Origin of the sequence: Chitinophaga agrisoli (assembly GCF_008386695.1) — a bacterium.
Classification (GTDB): domain Bacteria; phylum Bacteroidota; class Bacteroidia; order Chitinophagales; family Chitinophagaceae; genus Chitinophaga; species Chitinophaga agrisoli.
On the sequence record NZ_VUOC01000004.1, the window covers coordinates 207,434 to 232,185 of the forward strand.

Genomic DNA, 24,752 nt, shown 5'->3' on the forward strand with positions numbered 1-24,752 from the left:
GTGTCCAATGCTCAGAAAAGTAAGGATTATAGAATCATATTGTTATATCAACAACAATAATTTCATTATGTATTTCTATGTAAAGTTGTAGGACTTCGCTAATATCAAAACTGAAAATTGTGGCATTTTGGGGGTCTATTCTCTCCCTATCAAATCGATGAACTATCCTCTGCCCGTCACCATCATAGGAATGGAATTTTATCTCATCGGTAATAATTGCTGACTTTGACTTATTCTCAACCTGGACATCTAAGTCATTCCCGTTTAGTATAGGCGTAATGCTAATGTGCTTAATACTAATACTGGTTGACATGCCAACTCTGTGATAACCGTACAGTCTGAATATGAGATGATCTATATTTATATAAGGATTTCTTTCATAAAATGGTAACTCACTTACTGTTGATTTTCGTAGCCATGCGGCATTAACAGTAGCTAATTCAAGCGTTTTTCTTATTTCGTCAAAAATCTCCGTACCCGCCTTTTTCTCGCTGGTGTAACCGGTAACATGCTTAGCTAATGGAACGTCCTTTGATTTGGTAAATGGGGTGTCATTCTGTTCAAAATGTAAAAGGAACCAATGCTCAATGGCAATACTGGTAAATGCAATATGGACCAACGGTTCAACCAGGGATAACGTATAAGCTGCTGCATGATAAGGATGTCCGTCCTTATCGTATACCGCCCAGCCTTCGTCATAACCACGTTCCAATCTCCACAACTGCGCCTCTCGCACGTATCTTACCGGTACCTGTTTATGCTCTTCCTCAATGATGGGTTCATCTTTAACGACAATAAGATCCCTCTTTTTTCTTTCGGATTTGTGAGGTTGCTTATTCGTCACGGTGGAGGCTTCGGGTTTGGGAAGTGGGTAAACTTCGATAACATCCCAGATCTTTTCGTCCGCCAGTTCCTTAACAAACCCTTTGAGATAATTGGGCGTTACCTTTGAATCCTCACAAACAATGACAAGCGTTTTAAAAAGTGGCTTACTTACCGTCCTCGTCATCATTAAATATGTATTCTATGTCCTTAATATCAGGTAATGCCCCAAATTTACCAGCCAGGTACCATTTATCAAATGGGATATCTTCCCGTATATCATTAAAATCTTGTGCGGAATATATCTCGGTATCTCCTTTTTCTTTCTTATTTGCAAACCAGATCTGGTCTGAACGGAACATATCTTTGTCTATCAAGTGGGCTTCATGCGTACTGAATATAATTTGAGCGTTTTTCTTATTAATCGTTGGGTTATTAAACAGCGAAACCAGGAATCTTGCTACCTTAGGGTGTAAACTATTATCCAGTTCGTCAATAAATACCACCCCACCAAGTCTTATTACAACAAGTACGTAGGCCCCGAGAGCAAATAACACATTCGTCCCAGCCGATTCTTCTATAAAAGGCAATTCATAGTTAGAAAAGACCTTATCCCTTTTATAAACAATATGATTTCCAAACAGATGTTTAGTCCGTTGTTCGTTGTTCGGAGTGTGTTTTAGGTAGCGTCGCTTCACTCCATTATCTACTTCTTCCTTTAACAACAAGCCATCAATTTTAGTATCTGCAGCTTTGACTAGTTTCTCAACTTGTTTAAAAAAATCATCTCCAAGTTGATGATCAATTCCAGTGATAACTGCCCTGGACAATTCCTCAATTCCTTGCGAGTTGTTCTCGCTCCATATCATCCAGTAAGCTTCAAAGTAGCTATAGACGGCATTAAAGAATTTGTCTGGTATTTCAGACCCGAATTTTGAGAGAATTACCTGATTCTTAAACACTTTAAAATGTTCAGGGAATAGCTTAAGATCAATTCCTTTCACGTCTTTAGCCAAACGAACATCGTCGGCCAGCTCCCCCTTTTTACTTATAATGCGTTTAAATAGATTTTTCTTGACGTTTTTGGGATAGTAATTCAACTCCTCTGCAGTGATGTTATATAAATTAAATGATATTGAATACCTATATTTAATATTTTCTATTATAAATACACATTCATACCTGGTGTCCATTTCTTGATTTTCGACCTCAAATAAGAAAGGATCATAAAATATATTGGGTTTTCCCTCTGGAAGTCTTCCAGTTGTCATTATTATGGTCTTAAAATTGCGGAACGCCTTAATGAAGGTACTCTTACCTGATGCGTTGGCCCCGAAAATTACAGCTGACTTTAAAAGCTGAACATGATCGTCCTTCCCAATACTCACCTGCACCGTATTAGTGTCACGCTTATACTTCGTGGCCTCTGCCACCATTGAAAAAGTCTGTGCGTCTTTTATGGATCGGTAATTTTCAACTGTGAACTCTACTAACATAATGTAAATATACTGCAAAAAATAGCTCCTTTCACTCCCGCAAACACATAGAAATGCCATTTTCTGAACATTTTCATCAAAAAATAAGCTTTCTTATAAAAATTTAATGCACTCCCTCCTTCATATCCCCAATTATTCCCCTAATTTCACCCCTCAAACCACCCGCCATGGAACTCGACTACATCGACAACAAAACCTTCGAAAAAGAAAACTACACCGCCTCCCCTTTTCCCAAAGGAGAATACGAACAATGCACCTTCATCCGCTGCGATTTCTCCAACACAGACCTCTCCGATAACAAATTCATCGACTGCTCCTTCCAAAGCTGCAACCTCAGCCTCGCCAAACTAAAGAACACCGCCCTTCGCGATATCACCTTCAAAGATTGCAAGCTCCTGGGCCTGCACTTCGAGAACTGCAACGAATTCGGCCTCGCCTTCTCCTTCGATAACTGCACCCTCGATCATACCTCTTTCTACGGCCGGAAACTAAAAAAGACCATCTTCAAAAATACCTCCCTCAAACACGCAGACTTTACAGACGCAGACCTCACCAGCTCCTCATTCGACAACTGCGACCTGTCCAATGCGCAGTTTGACAATACCACCCTCGAAAAAGCAGACCTGCGCACCGCCTTTAATTACGCCCTGGACCCGGACCAGAACCGCATAAAGAAGGCAAAGTTCGCCCTCCCCGGCGTGATCGCCTTACTCTCCAAATACGATATTGAGATCGGCTAAAATGATCAGGCAGCCTTCACACCATCTATAAACCTTTCCCTCTTAAAACCACTCCCCATCCTGCATCTACCAAAACACAAACAAAAACGCCCGTACTGCATCGCAATACGGGCGTTTTTAAATATATCCGAATATAATTCTCAACCTACCAATCCAGCATCCTCATTCGTAATTCGTAATTACTAATCATCCAGCTTCAACACCGCTAAAAACGCTTCCTGCGGCACTTCCACACTACCTATCTGGCGCATACGTTTCTTACCTTCTTTCTGCTTCTCCAACAGTTTACGTTTACGGGAAATATCACCGCCATAACACTTCGCCGTTACATCCTTACGCATCGCGCTGATGTTCTCACGCGCCACGATCTTAGCGCCAATAGCCGCCTGTATCGCGATCAGGAACTGCTGACGGGGCAGCAGCTCTTTCAGCTTTTCACACAGCTTACGGCCAAAATCATGCGCGCGGCCGCGGTGAATAAGAGCGCTCAGGGCGTCCACTTTCTCTGCATTCAGCAGGATATCCATTTTCACGATATCGCTATCGCGGTACCCAATAGGCGAATAGTCAAAAGAAGCATATCCACGGGTCTGGCTCTTCAGCTTATCATAGAAGTCAAATACGATCTCTGTTAAAGGCATCTCAAAGATCAGCTCTACACGGGTAGTAGTAAGGTAGCTCTGGTTGATGAGGATCCCACGTTTACCTAGGCACAGCGTCATGATATTGCCAATGTACTCCGGTTTAGTGATGATCTGTGCGCGGATAAATGGCTCTTCAATGCGTTCCAGGCGGGTAGGGTCTGGCATTTCAGATGGGTTGTTCACGATCAGCTTTTCTCCCCGGCTCGTATGAGCAATAAAGCCCACGTTCGGTACCGTAGTGATCACCGTCTGGTTAAACTCCCTTTCCAGGCGCTCCTGGATGATCTCCATGTGCAGCATGCCCAGGAACCCGCATCGGAAACCAAAGCCCAATGCCTGGGAGGTCTCTAGCTCGTAGGTAAGGGAAGCGTCATTCAGCTGCAGCTTATCCATACAATCACGCAGCTCCTCAAAATCATCGGTCTCTACCGGGAAGATACCGGCAAATACCATCGGTTTCACCTCTTCAAAACCCTTGATGGCGTTTACGCCCGGGTTGGAGGAGAGCGTGATGGTATCGCCCACCTTCACTTCCTTGGCGTTTTTGATACCGGTGATGATATAACCCACATCGCCGGTCTTCACCTCGTTCCTGGGCTCCAGTCCCAGCCGCAGAATACCTACCTCGTCGGCAAAGTACTCCTGGCCGGTGTTCACAAACTTCACCTTGTCGCCTTTTTTAATAGCGCCGTTATATACGCGGAAATAAGCGATAATCCCGCGGAAAGAGTTAAATACGCTGTCAAAGATCAATGCCTGCAGCGGCGCGTCCGGTTCGCCTTTAGGGGCGGGGATGCGTGCTACAATGGCTTCCAGGATGGCTTCCACGCCCAGGCCGGTGCGGCCGGAGGCCAGCAGGATGTCCTCTTCTTTACAGCCGATCAGCTCCAGGATCTGGTCTTTTACCTCCGGGATCATGGCGCCGTCCATATCTATTTTATTGATAACCGGGATGATCTCCAGGTCGTTCTCCAGGGCCAGGTACAGGTTAGAGATCGTCTGGGCCTGTATGCCCTGGGTAGCATCCACCAGCAGCAGCGCGCCTTCACAGGCGGCCAGCGCACGGGAAACCTCGTAGGAGAAATCCACGTGGCCCGGGGTGTCTATCAGATTAAAGGTATATTGCTCTCCATTGTGGGAGTAGTTCATCTGGATAGCATGGCTCTTAATGGTGATGCCTTTCTCGCGTTCCAGGTCCATATCGTCCAGTACCTGGGCCTGCATATCCCGGTCGGAGATAGTCTTGGTGAGTTCCAGTAAACGGTCGGCTAATGTGCTCTTGCCGTGGTCAATATGTGCAATGATGCAAAAATTCCTGATATTCTTCATATATTCTTTTCGGATAATGCGAAGTAGGATGCAGTTTAGCTGCATCCTACTTTTACATTTGTCTTCCGGATACAAAGGTATTTAAATTTTGACTATATTTTGTGCCAAATCAATGTTATGGATCTGCAACAACAGTTTGAAGCAGCGGTAGCTGCCAGCAAAACCCTCCCGGAGAAGCCAAATAACGAGACCCTCCTGCAATTATACTCCCTCTACAAGCAGGGTACGGAGGGTGATGTGAACACCCCGCCCCCGGATAACCCCTTCGATATCGTAAACCGCGCCAAACACGAAGCCTGGTCCGGCCAACAGGGAAAGACCAGGGAACAGGCCATGGAAGAATACGTAAAACTGGTAAATCAGCTCAAAGGATAAGGCATGCGCCATAAATTTTCCGGTGGAAGGTTGCCCCGTCTGGCGGCAGCCTTTCAATATCTGTATGCATTGCCGGCCCGTCGTTCATATGGCCGTATTTTTTCCGGTGGATGGTTGCCCTATCCGGCAATCGCCTTCCTCCTGCTGGCCGGCCTCTTTACCGCCTGCCACACCCCGGAAACCCCACCTCCCGCCCCCTTTACCACCATCGACTACGTAACCGTAGGCAAAATGATGGACACCATCCGTCCGCCCTACATCATCGACGTATCCCACGGCCCTAAACGCGTGGTTCTCATAGGCTGCGATCATAACCGGGATACCACCCATCCCCAGTTCAGAGAAATAGCCCGCCTGTTCAATGACCTGCACCCCCAGCTCACCTTCAATGAAGGCGGACAGATCCCAGACACCCTCCATTTCAACTCCCTCAACGACGGCATCACCCACAAAGGCGAAACCGGCGCTTTAAAATACCTGAGCAACCAGGCCGGCATCCGCATGCTGAACGGCGATCTGACAGACAGCCTCGAGTTCTCCATCACCCTCCGCAAGTACCCCGCAGACCAGCTCCTCCTCTATTACCTGATGGAGCGCCTGGTAATCCCCTACCTCAGTGGCGCCTACGGTAACGCCCCCTTTGAGGAGATCTATAATAACGCCATTCAACACTGGTTTATAGACGAAGGTTTCCCCGTGCCTGAAAACCAACGCTCCTTCGCCGGTTTTAAACAACTATACCAGCACTACACCGGCCATCCTTTCGAACTAACCCTCAACGAACAAATAGAGCTGTTTGACTACATAAATGGCGGCGACTGCCAGTTCTGTGCCATCGGCCGGGCCTCCAAAATGGTGAGGGACAGCGTATTGCTATCAAAGATCGATAACGCCCTCACTGACCATGACCGTGTAATGATCACCTTCGGCCACGGACATGCCATCGCGTTAGCACCGGCCCTGCAGCAAGTCGTAGACCGGCACTAACAGTCACCATACCTAATGGCCGCCAGCGCCTCCGCTGCATTTCATCTGCACATCCGCACATCTGCCCATCCACACATCAGAAGCCCTGCCCGTGCGCGGGCATCATTAGCACATTAGCATATCAGCACATTAGCACATTTTAAACTACCTTTGACCCGTATGGTACCTGCATTTACAATCAGTGAAAGAACACAACACTACCTGGCGCTGGAAGAACAGTATGGCGCCCATAACTATCATCCCCTCCCCGTAGTCCTCGACCGCGGCGAAGGCGTTTTCGTATGGGATGTAGATAATAAGCGTTATTACGACTTCCTCTCCGGCTATTCCGCTGTAAATCAGGGGCACTGCCATCCTAAGATCATCGCCACCCTGGTAGAACAGGCGCAACGCCTTACCCTCACCTCCAGGGCCTTCCACAGTGATCTCCTGGGTGAGTACGCCGCTTTCATCACCCGCTTTTTCGGGTATGATAAGGTACTCCCCATGAACACCGGCGTAGAAGCCGTGGAGACCGCGCTAAAGCTCTGCCGCCGCTGGGGCTACATGATCAAAGGCATACCCGAAAACAAAGCAAAGATCATCACCTGCGCACATAACTTCCACGGCCGTACGTTGAATGTGATCTCCTTCAGCACCGATCCTGCAGCCAAAAAGGATTTTGGCCCTTACATGCCCGGTTACGAAGTGATCCCCTTCAACGACCTTCCCGCGCTGGAAAAAGCCCTGCAGGACCCGAACGTAGCCGGTTTCCTCGTAGAGCCCATCCAGGGCGAAGCCGGCGTAGTGGTGCCGGATGATGGCTACCTTACCAAAGTAAGACAATATTGCAGTGACGCCAATGTGCTGTTCATTGCAGACGAGATCCAGACCGGCCTTGCCCGTACCGGCGCTATGCTGTGCTGCGACCAGGAAAAAGTACGCCCGGATATCCTCGTACTGGGAAAAGCCCTCTCCGGTGGTACCCTCCCGGTATCTGCCGTACTGGCGGACGATGAGATCATGCTTACCATCCGCCCGGGAGAGCACGGCTCCACCTACGGCGGTAATCCCCTGGCCTGTAAAGTGGCCATGACGGCGCTCACCGTACTAAAAGAAGAAAAGATGGCGGAGAACGCCGCCGCCATGGGACAACTGTTCCGCCAGGAGCTGGCCGCGCTGCAGTCCCCGCATATCGCCACCATCAGGGGTAAAGGGTTGCTCAATGCCATTGTAATAGGCCATGCCAACCAGGAAGCTGCCTGGGAACTTTGCCTGGCGCTTAAAGAACAGGGACTGCTGGCCAAACCCACCCATGGCGACAAGATCCGTTTTGCGCCGCCGCTGCTCATCACCGCCGCCCAGGTAAAGGACTGTGTAAGCATCATCGGGCATAGCCTTAAAAGCCTGGATTAACAGCGCCGCCAATAGCGGTACGCAGCATGCGGATGTTTTGAATGAAAAGAAAGCTAACGTGGCCACACCGGGAAAACAGTTACTAACACAGTAATACACATTTGTGGATGTCAATAAATTAATTGCCCTATATGGGCAATTTTTTCACCCATTATCCGTCATAAGTCACAATGCGAACTAATATCAATCACGTACCTGGATTCCGTATTGATAGCTCATTACTCAAACTTGCCACGAATGCAACTACGCCATAACACCGCCATCCGGAGCTCCGGATGGAAAACTGACATGCTCATTGGGTTCCCGGATGGCTTATTCATGTTATTCTTTACCACCCTGCTTATACACGAACTAAACGTAAGCATACAGCAGTTCTATGATTTGAATATATGGATTGCCGTATTGGGAGGCATACTGGTCATGGCGGCCGCCTGGCAAGCCAACCGTGGCGATCAGCAACATGAAGCCGCCACCATTACCCCGGAAGAAAGGAATAAACTACAACACCTGGATATAAACGAAGAGACCATCAATCATATCGCCCACGAAATGGAGCAGGATGCCACCCGCTGGGCCAAAACATTAGAACAGCAAAAAGTACAGCTGACCGCCTGGAGCCCCCTCCGCGCCCTGCGCAGCGCCATCACGGCAGGCATTTTCTTTCTGCTGGGCGCCGCCATCCCCTTCTGGCCCTACCTGGCCAACGAGAACTTCACCGCCGCCGCCCAACTCAGTCTTTTATTGGTATTTCTAAGCGCCACCGTCTTTGCCATCGTCAAAGCAAAGATCACCGGGCAACAATTACGTCCCGTGATCGTACGCTATCTCTTATTGACCGCCGGTATATGGGCAGCCGTATATTTAGTAGGTAAAGTTATTGGGTGACTTTCCCATTCTTTTTTCTCACCAACACACTCAAAAAAGCCACCACCGCCGCTATCAGCGACAAATACAACCCTATCTCCTTCTCCGGGCACTCCCCCATCTCACAACGGGCAAACAGGATAAAATTCCTGAACGTCCACGCCATCAGGAAAGCCGTGATAAAGATATTCAATCGCTGTGCCCATACCTTCTGTAACGCAAACAATACAGCGGCTATCAGCGCCAGGACAATATTAAGCTTACCCGGTTCCCCAAAACTGGAGCCGGTGGTCTGCAACCCGGTAAATACCAGCTGCTTGCTTTCAATGGTAAGCCAGGGAAGAAAAGCGCTCACAATAACAATAACGGAAGCGCCTATACCTATAAGTGTGTTTTTGGACATAGCACGCAAAGGTAGCAACCCCGGCGCAATTGTTCAATTTTTACCTTGTGGAGCACAGCAGCCGCTTTGGCAGGCCGCACTCCTGCCGGCTGCCATGGTATAATATTTGGGCTGCCGTTCATGGTATAAATTGATGGCATATGAAGGCAATCTGGCATAATATGGTGATTGCAGAAAGCACGCATACGATCGTAATAGGACGCCAGCACTACTTTCCCCCGGAAACCGTGAAAAGGGAGGTACTGCGGCCTTCTGCCATGCATACGGTTTCCCCCCTGGAAGGCGAAGCCTCTTACTACAGCATCAACGTAGATGGTCATGTCAACCTGCATGCGGCCTGGTATTATCCGCATCCCTCCCCGGAGGCGGCACAGATCAGGTATTATATTACTTTCAGGGAAGATATCTCCATTACAGAATAACTTCGCTAAAAAAACACTCCCCATATGCAGCAATACAAAGCTATCATTGTTGGATCAGGACAAGGCGGAAACCCTTTAGCCTGGAAACTGGCCGCCGCCGGATGGTCCACCGCAGTGGTGGAAAAAAGATTTATAGGCGGCACCTGTATCAATGACGGGTGCACACCCACCAAAACCATGATAGCCAGCGCCCAGGTGGCCCATATGGTCGCCAATAGCAAACAATGGGGCGTTACGGTCAATGGCTGGTCAGTGGATCTGGAGCGCGTCGTGGCCCGCAAGGACAAAATAGTGCTCGACTACCGCTCCGGCATCGAAAAAAGCCTGGAGAAAACGGAGAACATTACCGTCTACCACGGAGAGGCCGTCTTTTCCGGCCCTAAAACGCTCACCGTTAAACTGAACGAAGGCGCCACGGAAGAACTATCCGCAGAATACATCTTCCTGGATATCGGTACCCTGCCCATGATACCGCCCGTACCCGGGCTCGATGAGGTATCCTGGCTCACCAGCACCACCATCCTCGATCTTACTACCCTGCCCTCTCACCTGCTCATCCTCGGCGGTAGCTACATCGCCCTCGAACTGGGTCAGCTGTACCGGCGCCTGGGCGCAGAAGTGACCATCATGGAAAGAGGTCCCCGCCTGCTGAACAATGAAGATGACGATGTGGCGGAAGCCGTGCAAAAGATCATGCAGGATGAAGGTATTCACATCTTCACCGGCACGCAGCTGAAACAGGTGTCCCAAACGAGCCGGGGTATTGTATGCAGCATCCAAAAGGACGGGCAAACCCATTCCGTAGAAGGCTCCCACCTGCTCATCGCCACCGGCCGCGTACCGCAAACAGCCACCCTGCAGCCGGACAAAGCAGGCATTGAGCTCGATGAAAAAGGTTTCATCCGCGTAAACGATCACCTGGAAACTACCGTTCCTGGCATCTACGCCATGGGCGATGCCAAAGGTGGTCCCGCATTCACCCATATCGCCTGGCACGATCACCTGATCGTATATAAACACCTCACCGGCGCTTCCGCCTCCGTAAAGGACCGCCAGGTGCCTTACTGCATGTTCATAGATCCCCAGCTGGGCCGCATTGGGCTGTCTGAAAAAGAAGCCACCGCCCGGGGACTTGATTATACCGTGGCCCGCCTGGATATGACCCGCGTAGCGCGCGCCCTGGAGACCGGTACCGCCAAAGGATTTATGAAAGCCCTTGTGGCAAACGATACGGGCAAGATTTTAGGTGCTATGGTACTGGGGCCGGAAGGCGGCGAGCTCATGTCGCTGCTGCAAATGGCTATGGCCGGAGGCATTACCGCCCAGCAAATGAAAGAGATGGTCTTTGCCCACCCGCTCTATGCAGAATCTTTGAACAATCTTTTCTATAAGCTATGATAATGAGATAATTGCGGGCGAAGCCTACAATGTGGGTAATTTTTTCCTCACATTCAAACAGATGGTTGTAAATTAAAAAACGATACGCGGGGCATTACGAAACAGGTAACCATGATCAAACTAGAGCACGTTTATAAATACTTCAGCCAAAACAGGCCGGCGGTGTCCGATGTTTCCCTGGAGGTACAACCCGGGGAAACCCTGGTACTATTAGGCACCAGCGGTAGCGGTAAAACCACTACCCTCCGGATGATCAATCGCCTGGTAGAGCCCTCGGAAGGTAACATCCTCGTAAATGGCAAACGTATCCAGGACCAGTCGCCGGAAGACCTGCGCCGGGGCATAGGATACGTACTCCAGGAAAATGGGCTCTTCCCGCATTATACTGTTGCAGAGAATATAGCCGTAGTGCCCAACCTCCTGGGCTGGGATAAAACCCGAATAACAGAACGGGTAGATGTCCTCATGGAAAAGCTGCACCTGCCCCCGGCAGAATACCGGCAAAAATATCCCCGCCAGCTAAGCGGCGGCCAGCAACAGCGCGTTGGCCTGGCCCGCGCCCTGGCGGCAGACCCGCCGGTATTGCTGATGGACGAGCCTTTTGGCGCCCTCGACCCCGTTACAAGGGCCAGCGTACGGAAAGAGTTCCGCACACTGGACGAGCTGGCGCACAAAACCGTTATCATCGTCACCCACGATGTGCAGGAGGCGTTCGAATTGGGTACCCGTATTGGTTTGATGGATGATGGCAAGCTGCAACAGATAGGCGCCCCCGCGGAGTTATTGTTCCGCCCTGCCAACGATTTTGTGACAGCCTTTTTCAGGGATCAGCGCCTTTCTTTAGAGTTGAAAACGCTTACCCTGGCAGATATTAAACCTTACCTGCCACCTACCGCGGATACGGACCATTACCAGCCGCACGTATTACCAGGCAGTACTTCCTGTTGGGATGCGCTGGAGGAGACCATGCACACAGAGGGCGCCATATCTGTCGACTTCCGTACCGAGGTCTTTACAATGGATAGCCGCAGCCTTATGACCGCCATTACTGTATACAAGCAAACCGCCCTCGCCCATGGAAGCGCAACAAAGCTTTTTTGATTTTGTGCAGCAACAGTCCGGCAAATTGCTGGAACAAACGCTGCAACATATCGGCCTTACATTCATTTCCCTGTTGATTGCAGTGCTGATAGGCGTGCCCCTGGGCATCCTCATCACCCGCCGCAAAAGACTGGCCGCCCCCATACTGGGCCTGGCCGGTATTATGCAAACCATCCCCAGCATAGCCCTGCTGGGATTTATGATACCGTTACTCGGCATTGGCCCTCAACCGGCCATTGTAGCGCTGTTCCTGTATGCGCTGCTGCCCATCATCCGCAATACCTACACCGGCATTAAGGAGGTGAACGCCACCGTGGTAGATGCCGCCATTGGTATGGGTATGAGCCGCCGCCAGCTCCTGTACAGGATCCAGTTACCACTGGCCATGCCCGTATTACTGGCCGGCATCCGCACCGCTACGGTGATCAATGTAGGCGTGGCTACGCTGGCCGCCTATATCGCCGCCGGCGGCCTGGGCGAATTCATCTTTGGCGGTATTGCCCTTAACAATACCCACATGATCCTCGCCGGAGCCATTCCCGCCGCCTTACTGGCCATCATCTTCGATGGCGCGCTGGCCCTATTGCAGCACATCCCTTTCCGGCGTATACGCACGGTCCTGTATGTGCTGCCCGTACTGCTGGTGGTCCTCTCCTCTTTTTACCTGTTGCCCGTAGCTTATGGCACCAAACTCGTTGCAGGTTTTACCCCGGAGTTTATGGGCCGTAAAGATGGTGATCTGGGCCTGCGTAAGGTATATGGCCTGCAACTACGTACCGTAGTGATCAGCGACATGATCATGTATAAGGCGGCCTACGAAAAAAAGCTGGATGTCATCAGCGGCAGCAGCACAGACGGCCGCGTACGCGCCTTTGACCTCGTAGTGCTGGAAGATGATAAACACATCTTCCCCCCTTACTACGCCGCCCCCATTGTACGCAACGCCACGCTGGAACAGTACCCGGAACTGGCCCCCGCACTGAATAAGCTGGTTGGTACAATTAATGATAGTATCATGACGGAGCTCAACTACCGCGTGGACTACCTGAAAGAGGATCCCGCCAAAGTAGCAAAGGATTTCCTGGCTGCGCAGCACCTGCTGCAGCCTGCCCGTAATGGCAATAAGGGCGTTATCCGTATTGGCTCCAAGATCTTTGGGGATGGCTATATTCTGGCCAATATGTACAAATTGCTGATAGATGGCTATACGGATCTCCGCGCGGAAACGCATACCGGCCTCGGTGGCACCAAGATTGCTTTTGACGCGTTGGTGAATAAACAGATAGACCTGTACCCGGAGTATACCGGCACAGGCCTGCTGGTGATATTGGCCGCAGACCAGGCCACCGTGGATAGCCTCATCGGCGACAAGCAAAAAGTCTATGAGCACGTGAGCAATGCCTTTATGCAACGTTACGGGATCCGATGGCTGCCGCCCATTGGCTTCAACAACACCTATGCACTTATGATGCGCCGGCAACAGGCCAGCGCGTTGCATATTAAACGGATCTCAGATCTGAAAGCACAGCAATGAACCGCCGCTTGTACTTATCACGGATAAGCTGCCAAATGCTTGTACTTATCACGGTTTGTCATGCACATTTTACGGTTCACTATTGCTTTTCATTATTCTTTGAACAACTTTACATACATGCGCCTGAAAGATAATTATGCCACCGTGCGCCAGCGATCAGAAGCTATTTGCGCACCCCTGAAAACGGAAGACTATGTGGTACAACCTGTAGTGGATGTAAGCCCGCCCAAATGGCACCTGGGCCACACTACCTGGTTCTTCGAGACCTTTCTCCTGAAGCCTAACGTACCAGGCTACACGGAATTTGACCCGGACTACAATTTTGTGTTCAACAGCTACTATGAATCTGTTGGCGCCCGGGTGATACGTACCAACAGGGGTAACCTGAGCCGCCCCGCGGTAGAGGATGTAATGCGTTACCGCCAGCATGTGGACCGCGCCATGGAAAACCTGCTGGATCAACCCCTCACCCCGGAGCTGGAAACGCTCATCGTCCTGGGACTCAACCACGAAGAACAGCACCAGGAGCTCCTGTATACGGATATCAAATACATCCTGGGGCACAATCCGCTCTTCCCCGCCTATTGCGAAGAAAAGGCCACCGGCGCCACCGTAGGCGCAGATAAAGGACCGGATATGCTCTCCATACCGGAAGGGATCTACGAAATTGGTTATGAGGGGGATGGCTTCTGTTTTGATAACGAACAGCAACGCCATCGTGTATACCTGCAGCCCTACCAGATCAGCACCCGCCTGGTGACCAATGCGGAATACCTGGCCTTTATAGAAGCCGGCGGTTACCAGGATTTCCGCTTCTGGCATGCAGAAGGCTGGGATTGGGTAAAACAGCAATTAACACATGCGCCGCTCTATTGGCATCAGGTAGACGGAAAGTGGATGCACTACACCTGGCAGGGCCTGCAACCGCTGGACCTGGGCGCGCCTCTTTGTCATATTAACTACTACGAGGCTACCGCCTACGCAGCCTGGAAAGGCATGCGCCTGCCCACAGAATTCGAATGGGAAGCCGCTGCTCCCCAGCTGTCATGGGGCGAGCGCTGGGAATGGACGGAAAGCGCCTACCTGCCCTACCCTGGTTTCACCAAAGCGCCCGGCGCTATTGGCGAATACAATGGCAAATTCATGGTAAGCCAGATGGTGCTGCGCGGCGGCTCAGAGGTAACCCCTCCCGGCCATAGCCGTATCACCTACCGGAACTTTTTCCACCCAAGCCTGCGCTGGCAGTTCATGGGCATCCGGCTGGCGAAATGATGAAATAACACTCAACGTATCAACATAATTAATTACGGGCAAACGGTACCTGAATAATTCATGATAAATATTCGATTATGCATACCACCATTGTAATTCCAGCCGTAACGGACCATGTGATCAGCAGGGAGCCGTTGGAGATCTTTAGTCAGGATGTGGTGCGCGGTCTGACCGCCTCGCCCAAATACCTGGAGTCCAAATATTTCTATGATGCTACGGGAGACCGCCTCTTCCAGCAGATCATGCAGTGCCAGGAATATTACCTCACTAACTGTGAAATGGAGATCATGACGGAGCAGGCGGCAGATATTGCAGCAGCTATCACCTCCCGCATTAAAGCCCCGTTTGACCTGATAGAGCTGGGCCCCGGAGATGCTACCAAATCCATCCACCTGTTAGAGCAGCTGCTCAAAACAGGCACAGACTATACGTATTATCCCATTGATATATCCGCCAACGTGATCAGCTCCCTGGAAAAGGAACTGCCGGAAAAATTACCCGGCCTCCAGCTCCATGGCCTCAATGGGGATTATTTTGATATGCTGCAACAAGCCGCCGCCCTTAGCCGCCGGCCCAAAGCATTGCTGTTGATGGGCGCCAACATCGGCAACTTTACGCCCGTAGCCGCCCGCAAATTCTGCCGTCAGCTGCGCAGCTGTATGCAACCCGGTGATCTGCTGCTCATAGGTTTCGATCTCAAAAAACACCCGCAGATCATCCTCAACGCCTATAATGACGCCGCCGGCATTACCCGCGCCTTTAACATGAATCTCCTCACCCGCATCAACCGTGAGCTGCAGGCAGATTTCGATCTCGATGCGTTTGAGCACTACCCGGTATACGATCCCGGCGCCGGCTCCTGCAAAAGCTATCTCGTAAGCCTCGCAGACCAGGAAGTGCATATAGGCCACGCTGATGTAACCATCCAGTTCCAGCAATACGAAACATTATACATGGAGATCTCCCAGAAATACAGCCTGGAAGAAACAGAGGAATTAGCCCTGCAGACAGGCTTCCGCCCGGATGGCTGTTTTAAGGATACCAAAGGCTGGTTTGCAGACTGCGTATGGAAAGCCTGAACTAATGTGCCAATGTGCTGATATGCTAATGTGCTAATGTAAAATGTAGGCGTATTATAAAAGTATAAAGGCGGGTGGCATAGATGCCGCCCGCCTTTTACATAGTAGCGTATTTATATTTCTTCAGATCTGGCCAAAGCCATTAGCACATCAGCACATCAGTACATTAACCCCACGCTCCCAACAACCGCCTCAGCACAATGATCTCCCCAACATGATAACTGTTATGATCCGCGATCAGCATCGCCTCCCGTAACAAATTCTGCCCGGTACCATGCGCAAAAGGCGTAAACAGATCCGCATCTTCGGCCTCCAGCAACTGCATAAACTCCTTACGGTCCGCAATTACCTGCGCTACACTTTCTTTCCACGCCGCAGCATCCTTAGGCGCGCGCTCCTTCGGCCAATACCCTTCCGGCCATTCCGGCGATACATATTCCGGATCCCTGGAAAACTCCAGGATATCCTCCTGTGTAATACGGATATGCTCTACCAGCTGCCAGATACTATACGGCATACCCTTCGGTACCTCTCCCTGCAATTTGGCCGGCAGATCCTTCACAGACTGCTCAAAAGTAGCATGTGCATGACCGCCATTTATCAACTCTTTCAGGTTTTTAATAAGGACATCTCTTTCTTTCATAAAAACACTTTTTAAGGATACTGTCATCCACAAAAATCAATCCATCCCGCTCTCATCCGCACATTCACTCACCTCGCTCCCGGCGGGCAATACTGCTGCAGATAATGCGTATAAACAGTAGACAAATGCGCCCTGGTACCTTCACCCTCGCTGATACTATGCGTACGGTTAGGATACGCCATAAACTGAAAATACTTATTATACCTGATCAGCTCATTCAGCAGCATCTCTGCATTCTGGTAATGCACGTTATCATCGCCGGTACCATGTATATACAGCAGGTTTCCTTTCAGGTTCTTGGCATACGTAATGGGCGATCCCTTCACAAAATCTTCGCGATTCTCTTCCGGCAGCCCCATATAACGCTCCTGGTAGATATTATCATAGGTAAGCTGGTTGCCTACCGCAGCAATAGCAATACCGGTCTTATAGATCTCCGGGTACTGGAACAGCAGGTTCAGCGTCATGGAACCGCCGCCGCTCCAACCCCACACCGCTACGCGGGAGGTATCCATATAAGCGCGTTGTTTGAACAGCGCAGTAGCTGCCTGTGCCTGGTCGCGGGCATTCACCACACCCACTTTACGGTAAACGCTCTTACGCCACTCGCTCCCTTTGGGTAATGGCGTACCACGGTTGTCCATGGATACATAGATATAACCATCTTCCGCCAGATCGCCATTATACAGGTAATTACGGCCAGCGCCAAACTCATCGCGGGCAGTAGCGCCTGCCGGTTCGCCATATACGTAAAACAGTACCGGGTATTTTTTAGTAGAATCAAAATTGTTGGGCTTGCGCATCCAGCCATCCATCTTTACGCCGTCAGCGGTGGTAACAGTAAAGAACTCCAGCAGTTTATTGGAATTGGCCTTTTCTTTTACGCTGGCAGACAGATTACCCGCATTGCTCTTATGCTCCGGCAGATGTACGATCTCCGTGGCGGGATAAAAATAATAGTTGGAGAACTGGTGGATAGCATACTGCGCATCTGGTGATATCTCATACTCATGCACGCCGGGCTGGTCTGCCGGGGTGATCCGCTCCGGCTGTCCCTTGCCCTCCATAGATACCTTGTACAGGTACTGCTGGGTAGCATTTTTAGGAGAAGCCAGGATATAGGCGCTACGGTGTGCCTCGTCTATCCGCACCAGGTTGATCACGTCATAATCGCCGGGCGTTAGCAGGGTGGCTTTACCGCCGTTCATATCAATGCTGTACATATGACGCCAGCCGTCTTTTTCGCTCATCCATACAAAAGCAGCGCCGTTGCGGATCCAGTCCCAGCCGCTGATATCGTCGTCATCCCAGCGGGATTTAACATCTATCCAGGCCTTATCCGCCTCTTCAAACAGCAGTTTGGCTGCGCCGGAAGTGCCGTCGCACAGGAACAGTTTGCTTTCGTTCTGTTTGCGGTTCAGCTGTTGTATGATCAGCTGGTTTTTACCAGGCGTCCACTCCATACGGGGAATATAGTGCTGTTGCGCATCGCCCGGAACCTGCAGCCAGGTGGTGGCAGCGGTATTGATGTCCACAACGCCTACCCGGCAGGCAGAAGGGCTTTCGCCCGCTTTAGGGTACTCTACCGGTACGGTAAAGGAGTAAATGGAATCTGTATTATCCATCATCAGGAAATCGCGGATTTTGGTGGCGTCTATCTGCCAGTAAGCAATGGACTTACCATCCGGGCTCCAGCGGAAGCCGTCGCGGCAGCCAAATTCCTCTTCATAGGCCCAGTCAAAAGTACCATTGATAAAACGGCGGGTACCGTCTTTGGTCAGCGGTTTTACAGCGCCGCTCGCCAGGTCCTCCACATACAGGTTATGGCCGCTTACATACGCTACCTTAGACGCATCTGGCGAGAATTTGGCAAACATCAGCGAAGAGGCCGGCAGGTCCTTACCCAGCTGTTTCAGCTGGTGGGTGCCCATATCCAGTACCCAGTAATCGCCCCGGGTCTGGTAGCGCCATACCCGCTTGGAATTGGTATAGATGAGCAATTGACGCTCATCGGTAGAAAAACTAAAATCCTTTACCTGCAGAGGGCTGCTCATGCCGGCAGGGGTTAACTGGGCAGCAGGCACCTTTACCTGTGGTTGTCCGTCTTTGAGGCCGGTGGCCATGATGGCATTGCTTTCCACATTATAGATCGCCTGCCCGTCGCGGCTCCATTTGGTTGATTTTCCAGGCTGTGCCTGCACAGAAATGTACAGCAGGCATAAGCAGAAGAGTAAGTTGTAACGTAATGGTTGCATTTTGCTAGCGTTAAAATTTTTTACAAAGCAAGATAATCGTTTTAGGTTAAGAAAAAACGATCCCTTAACTTTACGCTCCTTCCGGACATAACCGTTGCCAACTTCCTAAGAGATTAATGACCATTATCTTATGTGGATAATTTTTTGCTGTGGATAACGTGTTTATATTTTATTATATAAATACTTTTCATACTTTTACAAAATTACTATAGTATGTCCCGGCATTAAAACTATCCTTTGAAAAGCAATATTTTATATGATACAGATTAGCTATTCCTACAAGAACCGAGAATTCCTGCAACTGGAGGATGCACTGCTTAATCAATTAGCACAGACTGGTAAGACCCTTTTGTACGCGCTACTGGAGCCCCTGCAGGATACCCTGCTGCGGGAGAACGGCAAGATCCGCATTAACCTGGACCAGCATCCCAAGATCGAGCTGGAAGGTTTCAGCGTAGATGTAAAGGAACAAATTGAAATGACTTTACGGGGGGAGGCTTAATTATTTAAACTTTCTTTGCCCCAATATTGTTAATCCAGAGGAAAAACCTTTGATAAAAGCTATTGTCAATGCTGAATGGCAACAATAGCATGGCTATGTTGGCCCGAATTGTGGCTTATTACTGATTTGTTCACCAGTAAAAAAACTATCCGGTTCTGTACCCTAATAAACAATAACAATATCCATATCGGCAAAGTTCCACAGGCACTGTTATAACCAGTTAACGGTAAGGCTATTTATTATCCTGATTTATTTGATGCACGCGGCTGTTAACAGGTGTGAACGTGTTTGCGGGAAAGGTATGTGTGGAGATACGGAACGGTTAGACGGCGATATCATACAGCCAGGATAGCCGCAGGCTTGCGGACAATGATGCACTGGCACGATGTTGACACCTTTAGAGATAATGTATTTTGATCTGATTTTACAAAGACTCAAATTCTCTTTCTATAACGTGAATACAGGTGCTGGTTATCCAGCCGGAACCGAAGAGCAAATAGACGGAACAGTTACCGTAACAACCGTCCCGGTCACGGGACGGTTCTTTATTATACTACACTAACAATATCCGACACCTGACGCTGGGAATATCAATTTCCCTTCCTGAAACACCGCTCCCCTACTTCCTCAACGAGTAAAAAGTCTGCGATATCTTCACCAACGGCGTTTCATCATAAGAAAAATCCAGGCTGTTAAACTCCAGCGCCGTATCAGAGATATGCGTGGCTTCACACAGCATCGAATCCAGCTTAAAAAACACCGGCGTTATCTCCTCATAACGCAGGCTATCCGTCCGCTGCGTGGCAGCTGAAAACGCATACGCTACCCCAGCCTGCGTAAAATCTATATGATCCCCGCCGCCATAATGCAGGGTATCTATCCGGTAGTAATTAGTATCCCCCTGTGATACCGTATACTGCTTCGCTACCGCCGTTACATAGATCCATTTACCATAAAAATTCCTGTACGGGGTGCTTTCCTGTTCCTTTTTGCAGGCAAAAACCGCCAGCAACAGCATGATCACCAATACTTTCTGCATCCGTTAATCGTTTTTTGGGCAATTGCCGGCGAAATTACAAAATAATACGTTTATCCGGGTAAAGCTCCCAGCCAAAACTGCCTGCCTCCTGTCAGCAATTCAAACGATTGCACGACAATGTGTCATTGAAGCCACGGCTTGGACTAAATATTGATCTGCTCCTATTACTGCAGATCAAACACCTGGCAGCCGGGTGCAAAATGGCTGAGATCAATAACCAACGTATAAATCGATTGTCATAAATGAGCTTTCCACGTAAACACTTATCAACCGGGGTGTAAACCGGTTGTCAACCAAAACATAGCAAGCAAAGAAAATTAAACCATCCCCAACGGACTTAAACACCGGCATAACGCCAACTGGCTGCACCAAACTGCACCCCGGAAAGCGATCATGCCATCATTAGCATACTGTTCCCGTCAAAACGGCTTATTCCTAAAACGAATAAGCCCCCGTATAGTTACAATGCGATCACAGCGCCCAAAACAATCAACTAAATGGCTATTCAACTGGATCTTACGAATTGCAAGGATGAAACCACGTTTAAGCAGCTCACCGGACATGACTTCAAAGCCGTCATCGCTTTAACAGGTGTATATGCTGTGTATACCTATGATGAATTGGCGGAGGGCGAGGGCGTTTTAATCAGTACCCCGAATCCCTTCGAGGCGCATATCCTGATAATGCATGAAGGTCTGGAGTTGACGCGCATTATCGACTATAATGCCCAAACCATCATGAATATCTCCTTTAAATTAAAGAAGCAGAGAGCAGGAACAGGAACCCTGGTATTGATTGAACAAATATTAGCTGCTGAAAAGGAAAATTTTGGTCAGTTAACCTGTAATGCCATTGGCGGTGAATATGAACCATTATTTAATGGCTATAGCACATGGGGCAAACTGGGCTTTTCAATAGTGAACAACAAACTCTCTAAAGCAATAGGCATCCCCTCTCTTGATAGGTATAATAAGCTCTTGGAACAACATGGTATTCCTTCTATGCCTATTCATGAATTGTTAGCCGCCAAAAATATCATCTGTACCAATGGTAACATCATTAAAAGTGGGGAAGATTTTTGGAACGCTCCGGGAAATGGCTTTCCATGGTCAGGAGCGTTTGATACAGGTAAGGGGTCTGTTAACAGGGCAATTTTATGCGCGTATATAAACCGGAAAATAGAACAATTAGAAACAGAGCTGGCTAAACATCAGACGGAAGCTAACCTGCTGTCCACCCTCCATAATAAAAACCGGCTTGAGCAAAAGATCAGAGAAATAAAACAACAGATAAACATATTGTCAGAGAAGCGCTGCCTGCTGGCTTAATTCCTCCCGTTCCAGGTGTAATTCGTGTAGAACTTCCGCAAAATCCCTGTGTTTGATGCTTTCCAAATAACGTTTTCCTGCTTCAGAACAATGTGCTATCTCGTACTCAAATCCACCTACCTGGGCGCCTAATATCCAGCCCGTTTTCGAGTTTACTTTCACCATCTCCTTCATAATGTCTAACTTGGTCAATGGCGCCGGCGCCGCAGGTTGTTGCTTGCTAAAAATAGTCCGCATATCCCTGACCAAAGCACTGTGATGATTGCTGGCCGCATTCGCACACCGCAATCCTGATTGTATTTTTTGACTCATAATATTGTAATTACGAAATCCTATTAATTCAAAGTTTGCTAAAACTGAGCCTATTAGCAGGCCTGCTCTCACGTTAACAAATTGCTAACTAATTAGTTGGCGTTACAAATATATACAAATTGGAATTGAAATTAGTTCAGCCATTGTCATATTTTATTAATAAAACACCAAATCAGCCATATGAAACTGATTGATTGTAAGAAGGTTAGTTTAATTGTCGTTGGTTTATCTTGGGATTAAGATTATCAATTCAATATTGATAATCATCTGGTTATCAGCATCTAAATTATGAAATCGCTTCGAATCGCCCAAAAAGTTAACCAATCATTTTTGATCGATGCCTGCAGGGATTAGTTCCCGGACTGTCAGTAACAAACGTTTCCGGGCAGCAAAATTGCATCATCTTCCCTGCAACGGCCTACTCCGCCCGCAAACTCTTCACCGGGTCCGCTATCGCCGCCTTGATCGATTGATAACTCACCGTCAGCAATGCGATCACCACCGACAACATCCCCGCCAGCGCAAACACCCACCACTGTATCCCTACCCTATAACTATAACTCTGCAGCCAGCTATGCATACCCCACCAGGCAAGCGGCGTGGCTATCAAAAACGACACTATCACCAGCTTCACAAAATCTTTGGACAACAACGCCGTAATACTGCTTACAGAGGCGCCCAGTATTTTACGCACCCCAATTTCCTTGATCCTGTTCTCCGCCATATACGTGGCCAGCCCAAACAAGCCAAGGCATGAAATAAATATCGTCAGGCAGGCAAACAACCCCGCCAGCTTGCCCTGGCTTTTTTCATTCTCAAACTTTTTGGCATACGCCTCATCCACAAATTTTGCATCAAAAGGATAATCAGGATTATATTTCTTGAAAATAGCCGCCATCCTGTCCAGGTTCTTTGCCGTCCCGTTGCTCCCGTTCAGCTTTATCTGCACCACATTGAACGTCATGAACTGGCTCTTGGCCCCGCATATCAATATCGGGTTAATGGGCTCATAAGGGCTGGTCAGGATAAAGTCCTTGATCACCCCTACAATATGCCAGTCGATCCCAAGATCACTCACTCTTTTACCAATAGGGTCTTTGAATTTCAGTACTTTCAACGCCGATTCATTGACGATCAGCCCCGTTGAATCCGTGGGAAATCGTTTCAGATCAAAATCACGGCCCGCCACAAATTGCAACCCCGCAGTAGCACCCAGGCCCTCATCCGCCAGATACCGGTCAAAAGAGGTTTTATCATTAGGATCCTTCCCTTCCCAGTCCTGTCCCCACCCATTACTCCACCGCTCAGTGAGCGGAGAGTTTGTTTTTGTCACTGATTTAGCGATACCTGAACTAAGCAATTCATTCCTGATCAGGGCATAGTTCTTTGATATATCACCCGTCATAAAATGGTACACCAGGTTATCCTTATTATAACCAGTATCCCGGTCCCGGGCATAATCTATTTGCTGTTTTACAACAATGGTACAGATGATAAGGATGATGGCAAATGTAAATTGTAACACCACCAGCACTTTCCTGGGCGTTACCAATGCATGCTCCCTTTTATAGGTGCCCTTTAATACCTTAACCGGCTGGAAAGAAGAAAGGAAAAACGCGGGATAACTGCCTGCCAGCAGTCCCGTAAACAGGATAAACCCGGTAAATGCCATCCAGGTATAGATATTCTTAAAGTCTATGAACAGCTTTTTATCCGTCAGCACGTTATAGCTGGGAAGGCATATCAGCACAATGATAATGGCCGCAACACCTGCCAGCAGGGCAAGAAAAACAGACTCCCCTATAAACTGGTTAATAAGCGAGCTTTTTTGCGCACCCACCACTTTCCGTATCCCCACTTCCTTGGCCCTTTTTTCACTCCGCGCGGTGCTCAGGTTCATAAAATTGATGCATGCGATCAGCAATATAAAACCCGCTATAATGCCAAACAGCTTTACGAACATGATACGGCCACCATTATCTTCCACACCATCACTAAAGCTCGAATATAAACGCCAGCGGCTGATCGGGTACAGAAACAGCTCCCATTTCATTTCCTTTGCCTCATCACTGTAATGCTGTCTCAACACCTTTATTTTGGGCGCGATGGATGCCAGGCTTGCATTAGGCTTCAGCAATACATAAGTAGCAGTACTGTTATCACTCCAGCCATAGTCCTGCCCTTCCGCGTATTGTACATTCGCCCAGGGCAATAAGCAATCAAAATCAAACCTTGTATTGTTAGGCAGATCCTTTAAAACCCCAGTCACCGTAAAACTTTCATTCTCTCCTATCTTTATGATCTTCCCCAATGCATCTTCACCGCCAAATAAGCTTTTAGCGGTTTTTTCAGTAAGCACTACGGAGTATCTTTCTTTCAGTGCTGTAAGCGGGTTACCTTCCAGCATCGGGAAACTGAATAACTGCAGGAAACCAGTATCTACCATGATCCCCGATTGCAGTATTTTTTTATCGCCAACAGTAAGCAGGAAACTTTCACTCGAATGTACCCTCACCGCACGCTCTACCTCAGGCAGATCTTTTTCTATGGCGCGGGCTGTTGGGGCAGATACCGTATTCCAGCACGTGATCTTACCATCAAATGGCACCCGGTTCCATGTCTCATAGATCCTGTCCTTGTTTTTATGGAACCCGTCATAGCTTACCTCATTTTGAATCCACAACAAAATAAGTACCGCGGCAGCCATACCAATGGCCAATCCCGTAATATTGATGGCGGAAAAGCCCTTATTGCGGAGAAGATTACGGTAAGCTACTTTAAAGAAGTTCCTTATCATACGGTTTGGATTTAC

Annotated in this window: 22 protein-coding genes; 13 read left to right on the plus strand and 9 right to left on the minus strand. The window is 49.0% G+C overall.

Translation table 11 applies throughout. The annotated features are described in order from the left end of the window. Window positions 1–34: 34 nt before the first annotated feature. The gene (locus tag F0L74_RS20185) at window positions 35–1,012 is read right to left on the minus strand and encodes an RloB domain-containing protein (protein WP_149839725.1); all 978 of its coding nucleotides are present in this window, start codon (window positions 1,010–1,012) and stop codon (window positions 35–37) included. Next, the gene (locus F0L74_RS20190) at window positions 990–2,318 is read right to left on the minus strand and encodes an AAA family ATPase (protein ID WP_188316086.1); all 1,329 of its coding nucleotides are present in this window, start codon (window positions 2,316–2,318) and stop codon (window positions 990–992) included. Before F0L74_RS20190 ends, F0L74_RS20185 begins: the two co-directional genes overlap by 23 nt. Window positions 2,319–2,485: 167 nt before the next feature. On the opposite strand from F0L74_RS20190, the gene F0L74_RS20195 reads away from it, so the two are divergent. Beyond that, complete coding sequence (locus tag F0L74_RS20195; protein WP_149839727.1) at window positions 2,486–3,058, plus strand: pentapeptide repeat-containing protein; 573 nt, start codon at window positions 2,486–2,488, stop codon at window positions 3,056–3,058. Window positions 3,059–3,240: 182 nt separating this feature from the next. Here F0L74_RS20195 and lepA read toward each other — a convergent pair whose 3' ends face one another. After that, window positions 3,241–5,031, minus strand: coding sequence for a translation elongation factor 4 (gene lepA, locus F0L74_RS20200; RefSeq protein ID WP_149839728.1), 1,791 nt, complete (start codon window positions 5,029–5,031; stop codon window positions 3,241–3,243). A gap of 117 nt (window positions 5,032–5,148) precedes the next feature. Here lepA and F0L74_RS20205 point away from each other — a divergent pair, with 117 nt between their 5' ends. The 4 genes from F0L74_RS20205 to F0L74_RS20220 all read left to right on the plus strand — a co-directional run bounded on the left by F0L74_RS20205 (window position 5,149) and on the right by F0L74_RS20220 (window position 8,673). Beyond that, the gene (locus tag F0L74_RS20205) at window positions 5,149–5,406 is read left to right on the plus strand and encodes an acyl-CoA-binding protein (RefSeq protein WP_149839729.1); all 258 of its coding nucleotides are present in this window, start codon (window positions 5,149–5,151) and stop codon (window positions 5,404–5,406) included. Between the two features lie 3 nt (window positions 5,407–5,409). Then, window positions 5,410–6,393 carry a hypothetical protein gene (locus tag F0L74_RS20210; protein WP_149839730.1) on the plus strand — a complete coding sequence of 328 codons (984 nt, stop codon included), beginning with the start codon at window positions 5,410–5,412 and terminating at the stop codon, window positions 6,391–6,393. A gap of 159 nt (window positions 6,394–6,552) precedes the next feature. Next, window positions 6,553–7,788 carry an ornithine--oxo-acid transaminase gene (gene rocD / locus F0L74_RS20215; protein ID WP_149839731.1) on the plus strand — a complete coding sequence of 412 codons (1,236 nt, stop codon included), beginning with the start codon at window positions 6,553–6,555 and terminating at the stop codon, window positions 7,786–7,788. 237 nt (window positions 7,789–8,025) lie between these two features. Next, window positions 8,026–8,673 carry a VIT1/CCC1 transporter family protein gene (locus F0L74_RS20220; RefSeq protein ID WP_149839732.1) on the plus strand — a complete coding sequence of 216 codons (648 nt, stop codon included), beginning with the start codon at window positions 8,026–8,028 and terminating at the stop codon, window positions 8,671–8,673. Here F0L74_RS20220 and F0L74_RS20225 read toward each other — a convergent pair. Beyond that, window positions 8,663–9,055, minus strand: a complete 393-nt coding sequence (locus tag F0L74_RS20225) for a hypothetical protein (protein WP_149839733.1) — start codon at window positions 9,053–9,055, stop codon at window positions 8,663–8,665. The genes F0L74_RS20220 and F0L74_RS20225 overlap by 11 nt on opposite strands. A 140-nt stretch (window positions 9,056–9,195) precedes the next feature. On the opposite strand from F0L74_RS20225, the gene F0L74_RS20230 reads away from it, so the two are divergent. The 6 genes from F0L74_RS20230 (at window position 9,196) to egtD (ending at window position 15,861) form a co-directional block, all read left to right on the plus strand. Next, window positions 9,196–9,477, plus strand: a complete 282-nt coding sequence (locus tag F0L74_RS20230; RefSeq protein WP_149839734.1) for a DUF427 domain-containing protein — start codon at window positions 9,196–9,198, stop codon at window positions 9,475–9,477. A 24-nt stretch (window positions 9,478–9,501) separates the two neighbouring features. Beyond that, a complete protein-coding gene (locus F0L74_RS20235; RefSeq protein ID WP_149839735.1) occupies window positions 9,502–10,875 on the plus strand; it encodes a mercuric reductase in 1,374 nt (457 codons plus the stop codon). A 111-nt stretch (window positions 10,876–10,986) separates the two neighbouring features. Further along, entirely contained in the window at window positions 10,987–11,976 is a 990-nt protein-coding gene (locus F0L74_RS20240) for an ABC transporter ATP-binding protein (RefSeq protein WP_149839736.1), read from the plus strand. Then, window positions 11,951–13,510 carry an ABC transporter permease/substrate-binding protein gene (locus F0L74_RS20245; protein WP_149839737.1) on the plus strand — a complete coding sequence of 520 codons (1,560 nt, stop codon included), beginning with the start codon at window positions 11,951–11,953 and terminating at the stop codon, window positions 13,508–13,510. The genes F0L74_RS20240 and F0L74_RS20245 overlap by 26 nt, the downstream gene beginning before the upstream one ends. A 117-nt stretch (window positions 13,511–13,627) precedes the next feature. Beyond that, window positions 13,628–14,782, plus strand: coding sequence for an ergothioneine biosynthesis protein EgtB (gene egtB, locus F0L74_RS20250; protein ID WP_149842082.1), 1,155 nt, complete (start codon window positions 13,628–13,630; stop codon window positions 14,780–14,782). Between the two features lie 77 nt (window positions 14,783–14,859). Then, on the plus strand, window positions 14,860–15,861 hold the full coding sequence (egtD, locus tag F0L74_RS20255) for an L-histidine N(alpha)-methyltransferase (protein ID WP_149839738.1): 1,002 nt from the start codon (window positions 14,860–14,862) through the stop codon (window positions 15,859–15,861). Between the two features lie 166 nt (window positions 15,862–16,027). Here egtD and F0L74_RS20260 read toward each other — a convergent pair whose 3' ends face one another. Next, window positions 16,028–16,504 carry a DinB family protein gene (locus F0L74_RS20260; protein ID WP_149839739.1) on the minus strand — a complete coding sequence of 159 codons (477 nt, stop codon included), beginning with the start codon at window positions 16,502–16,504 and terminating at the stop codon, window positions 16,028–16,030. 68 nt (window positions 16,505–16,572) lie between these two features. Then, the gene (locus F0L74_RS20265; RefSeq protein ID WP_149839740.1) at window positions 16,573–18,759 is read right to left on the minus strand and encodes a S9 family peptidase; all 2,187 of its coding nucleotides are present in this window, start codon (window positions 18,757–18,759) and stop codon (window positions 16,573–16,575) included. Window positions 18,760–19,015: 256 nt separating this feature from the next. Between F0L74_RS20265 and F0L74_RS20270 the strand changes: the two genes are divergently transcribed. After that, complete coding sequence (locus F0L74_RS20270) at window positions 19,016–19,261, plus strand: hypothetical protein (protein WP_149839741.1); 246 nt, start codon at window positions 19,016–19,018, stop codon at window positions 19,259–19,261. 619 nt (window positions 19,262–19,880) lie between these two features. Here F0L74_RS20270 and F0L74_RS20275 read toward each other — a convergent pair. Beyond that, complete coding sequence (locus F0L74_RS20275) at window positions 19,881–20,300, minus strand: hypothetical protein (RefSeq protein WP_149839742.1); 420 nt, start codon at window positions 20,298–20,300, stop codon at window positions 19,881–19,883. A gap of 497 nt (window positions 20,301–20,797) precedes the next feature. On the opposite strand from F0L74_RS20275, the gene F0L74_RS20280 reads away from it, so the two are divergent. Next, on the plus strand, window positions 20,798–21,628 hold the full coding sequence (locus F0L74_RS20280; protein ID WP_149839743.1) for a hypothetical protein: 831 nt from the start codon (window positions 20,798–20,800) through the stop codon (window positions 21,626–21,628). Here F0L74_RS20280 and F0L74_RS20285 read toward each other — a convergent pair. After that, entirely contained in the window at window positions 21,602–21,940 is a 339-nt protein-coding gene (locus F0L74_RS20285) for a hypothetical protein (RefSeq protein ID WP_149839744.1), read from the minus strand. The two genes, F0L74_RS20280 and F0L74_RS20285, sit on opposite strands and share 27 nt — an antisense overlap. Before the next feature lie 418 nt (window positions 21,941–22,358). Next, window positions 22,359–24,737, minus strand: a complete 2,379-nt coding sequence (locus F0L74_RS20290) for an ABC transporter permease (protein WP_149839745.1) — start codon at window positions 24,735–24,737, stop codon at window positions 22,359–22,361. Window positions 24,738–24,752: the final 15 nt, after the last annotated feature.

Coding starts and splice junctions, on each gene's coding strand:
- F0L74_RS20265 (WP_149839740.1), bottom strand. CDS start 18,759: ATGCAACCATTACGTTACAACTTACTCTTCTGCTTATGCCTGCTGTAC.
- F0L74_RS20240 (WP_149839736.1), top strand. CDS start 10,987: ATGATCAAACTAGAGCACGTTTATAAATACTTCAGCCAAAACAGGCCG.
- F0L74_RS20270 (WP_149839741.1), top strand. CDS start 19,016: ATGATACAGATTAGCTATTCCTACAAGAACCGAGAATTCCTGCAACTG.
- F0L74_RS20245 (WP_149839737.1), top strand. CDS start 11,951: ATGGAAGCGCAACAAAGCTTTTTTGATTTTGTGCAGCAACAGTCCGGC.
- F0L74_RS20220 (WP_149839732.1), top strand. CDS start 8,026: ATGCAACTACGCCATAACACCGCCATCCGGAGCTCCGGATGGAAAACT.
- F0L74_RS20190 (WP_188316086.1), bottom strand. CDS start 2,318: ATGTTAGTAGAGTTCACAGTTGAAAATTACCGATCCATAAAAGACGCA.
- lepA (WP_149839728.1), bottom strand. CDS start 5,031: ATGAAGAATATCAGGAATTTTTGCATCATTGCACATATTGACCACGGC.
- F0L74_RS20185 (WP_149839725.1), bottom strand. CDS start 1,012: ATGATGACGAGGACGGTAAGTAAGCCACTTTTTAAAACGCTTGTCATT.
- F0L74_RS20285 (WP_149839744.1), bottom strand. CDS start 21,940: ATGAGTCAAAAAATACAATCAGGATTGCGGTGTGCGAATGCGGCCAGC.
- F0L74_RS20195 (WP_149839727.1), top strand. CDS start 2,486: ATGGAACTCGACTACATCGACAACAAAACCTTCGAAAAAGAAAACTAC.
- F0L74_RS20280 (WP_149839743.1), top strand. CDS start 20,798: ATGGCTATTCAACTGGATCTTACGAATTGCAAGGATGAAACCACGTTT.
- F0L74_RS20235 (WP_149839735.1), top strand. CDS start 9,502: ATGCAGCAATACAAAGCTATCATTGTTGGATCAGGACAAGGCGGAAAC.
- F0L74_RS20275 (WP_149839742.1), bottom strand. CDS start 20,300: ATGCAGAAAGTATTGGTGATCATGCTGTTGCTGGCGGTTTTTGCCTGC.
- F0L74_RS20260 (WP_149839739.1), bottom strand. CDS start 16,504: ATGAAAGAAAGAGATGTCCTTATTAAAAACCTGAAAGAGTTGATAAAT.
- rocD (WP_149839731.1), top strand. CDS start 6,553: ATGGTACCTGCATTTACAATCAGTGAAAGAACACAACACTACCTGGCG.
- egtD (WP_149839738.1), top strand. CDS start 14,860: ATGCATACCACCATTGTAATTCCAGCCGTAACGGACCATGTGATCAGC.
- F0L74_RS20210 (WP_149839730.1), top strand. CDS start 5,410: ATGCGCCATAAATTTTCCGGTGGAAGGTTGCCCCGTCTGGCGGCAGCC.
- F0L74_RS20225 (WP_149839733.1), bottom strand. CDS start 9,055: ATGTCCAAAAACACACTTATAGGTATAGGCGCTTCCGTTATTGTTATT.
- F0L74_RS20230 (WP_149839734.1), top strand. CDS start 9,196: ATGAAGGCAATCTGGCATAATATGGTGATTGCAGAAAGCACGCATACG.
- egtB (WP_149842082.1), top strand. CDS start 13,628: ATGCGCCTGAAAGATAATTATGCCACCGTGCGCCAGCGATCAGAAGCT.
- F0L74_RS20290 (WP_149839745.1), bottom strand. CDS start 24,737: ATGATAAGGAACTTCTTTAAAGTAGCTTACCGTAATCTTCTCCGCAAT.
- F0L74_RS20205 (WP_149839729.1), top strand. CDS start 5,149: ATGGATCTGCAACAACAGTTTGAAGCAGCGGTAGCTGCCAGCAAAACC.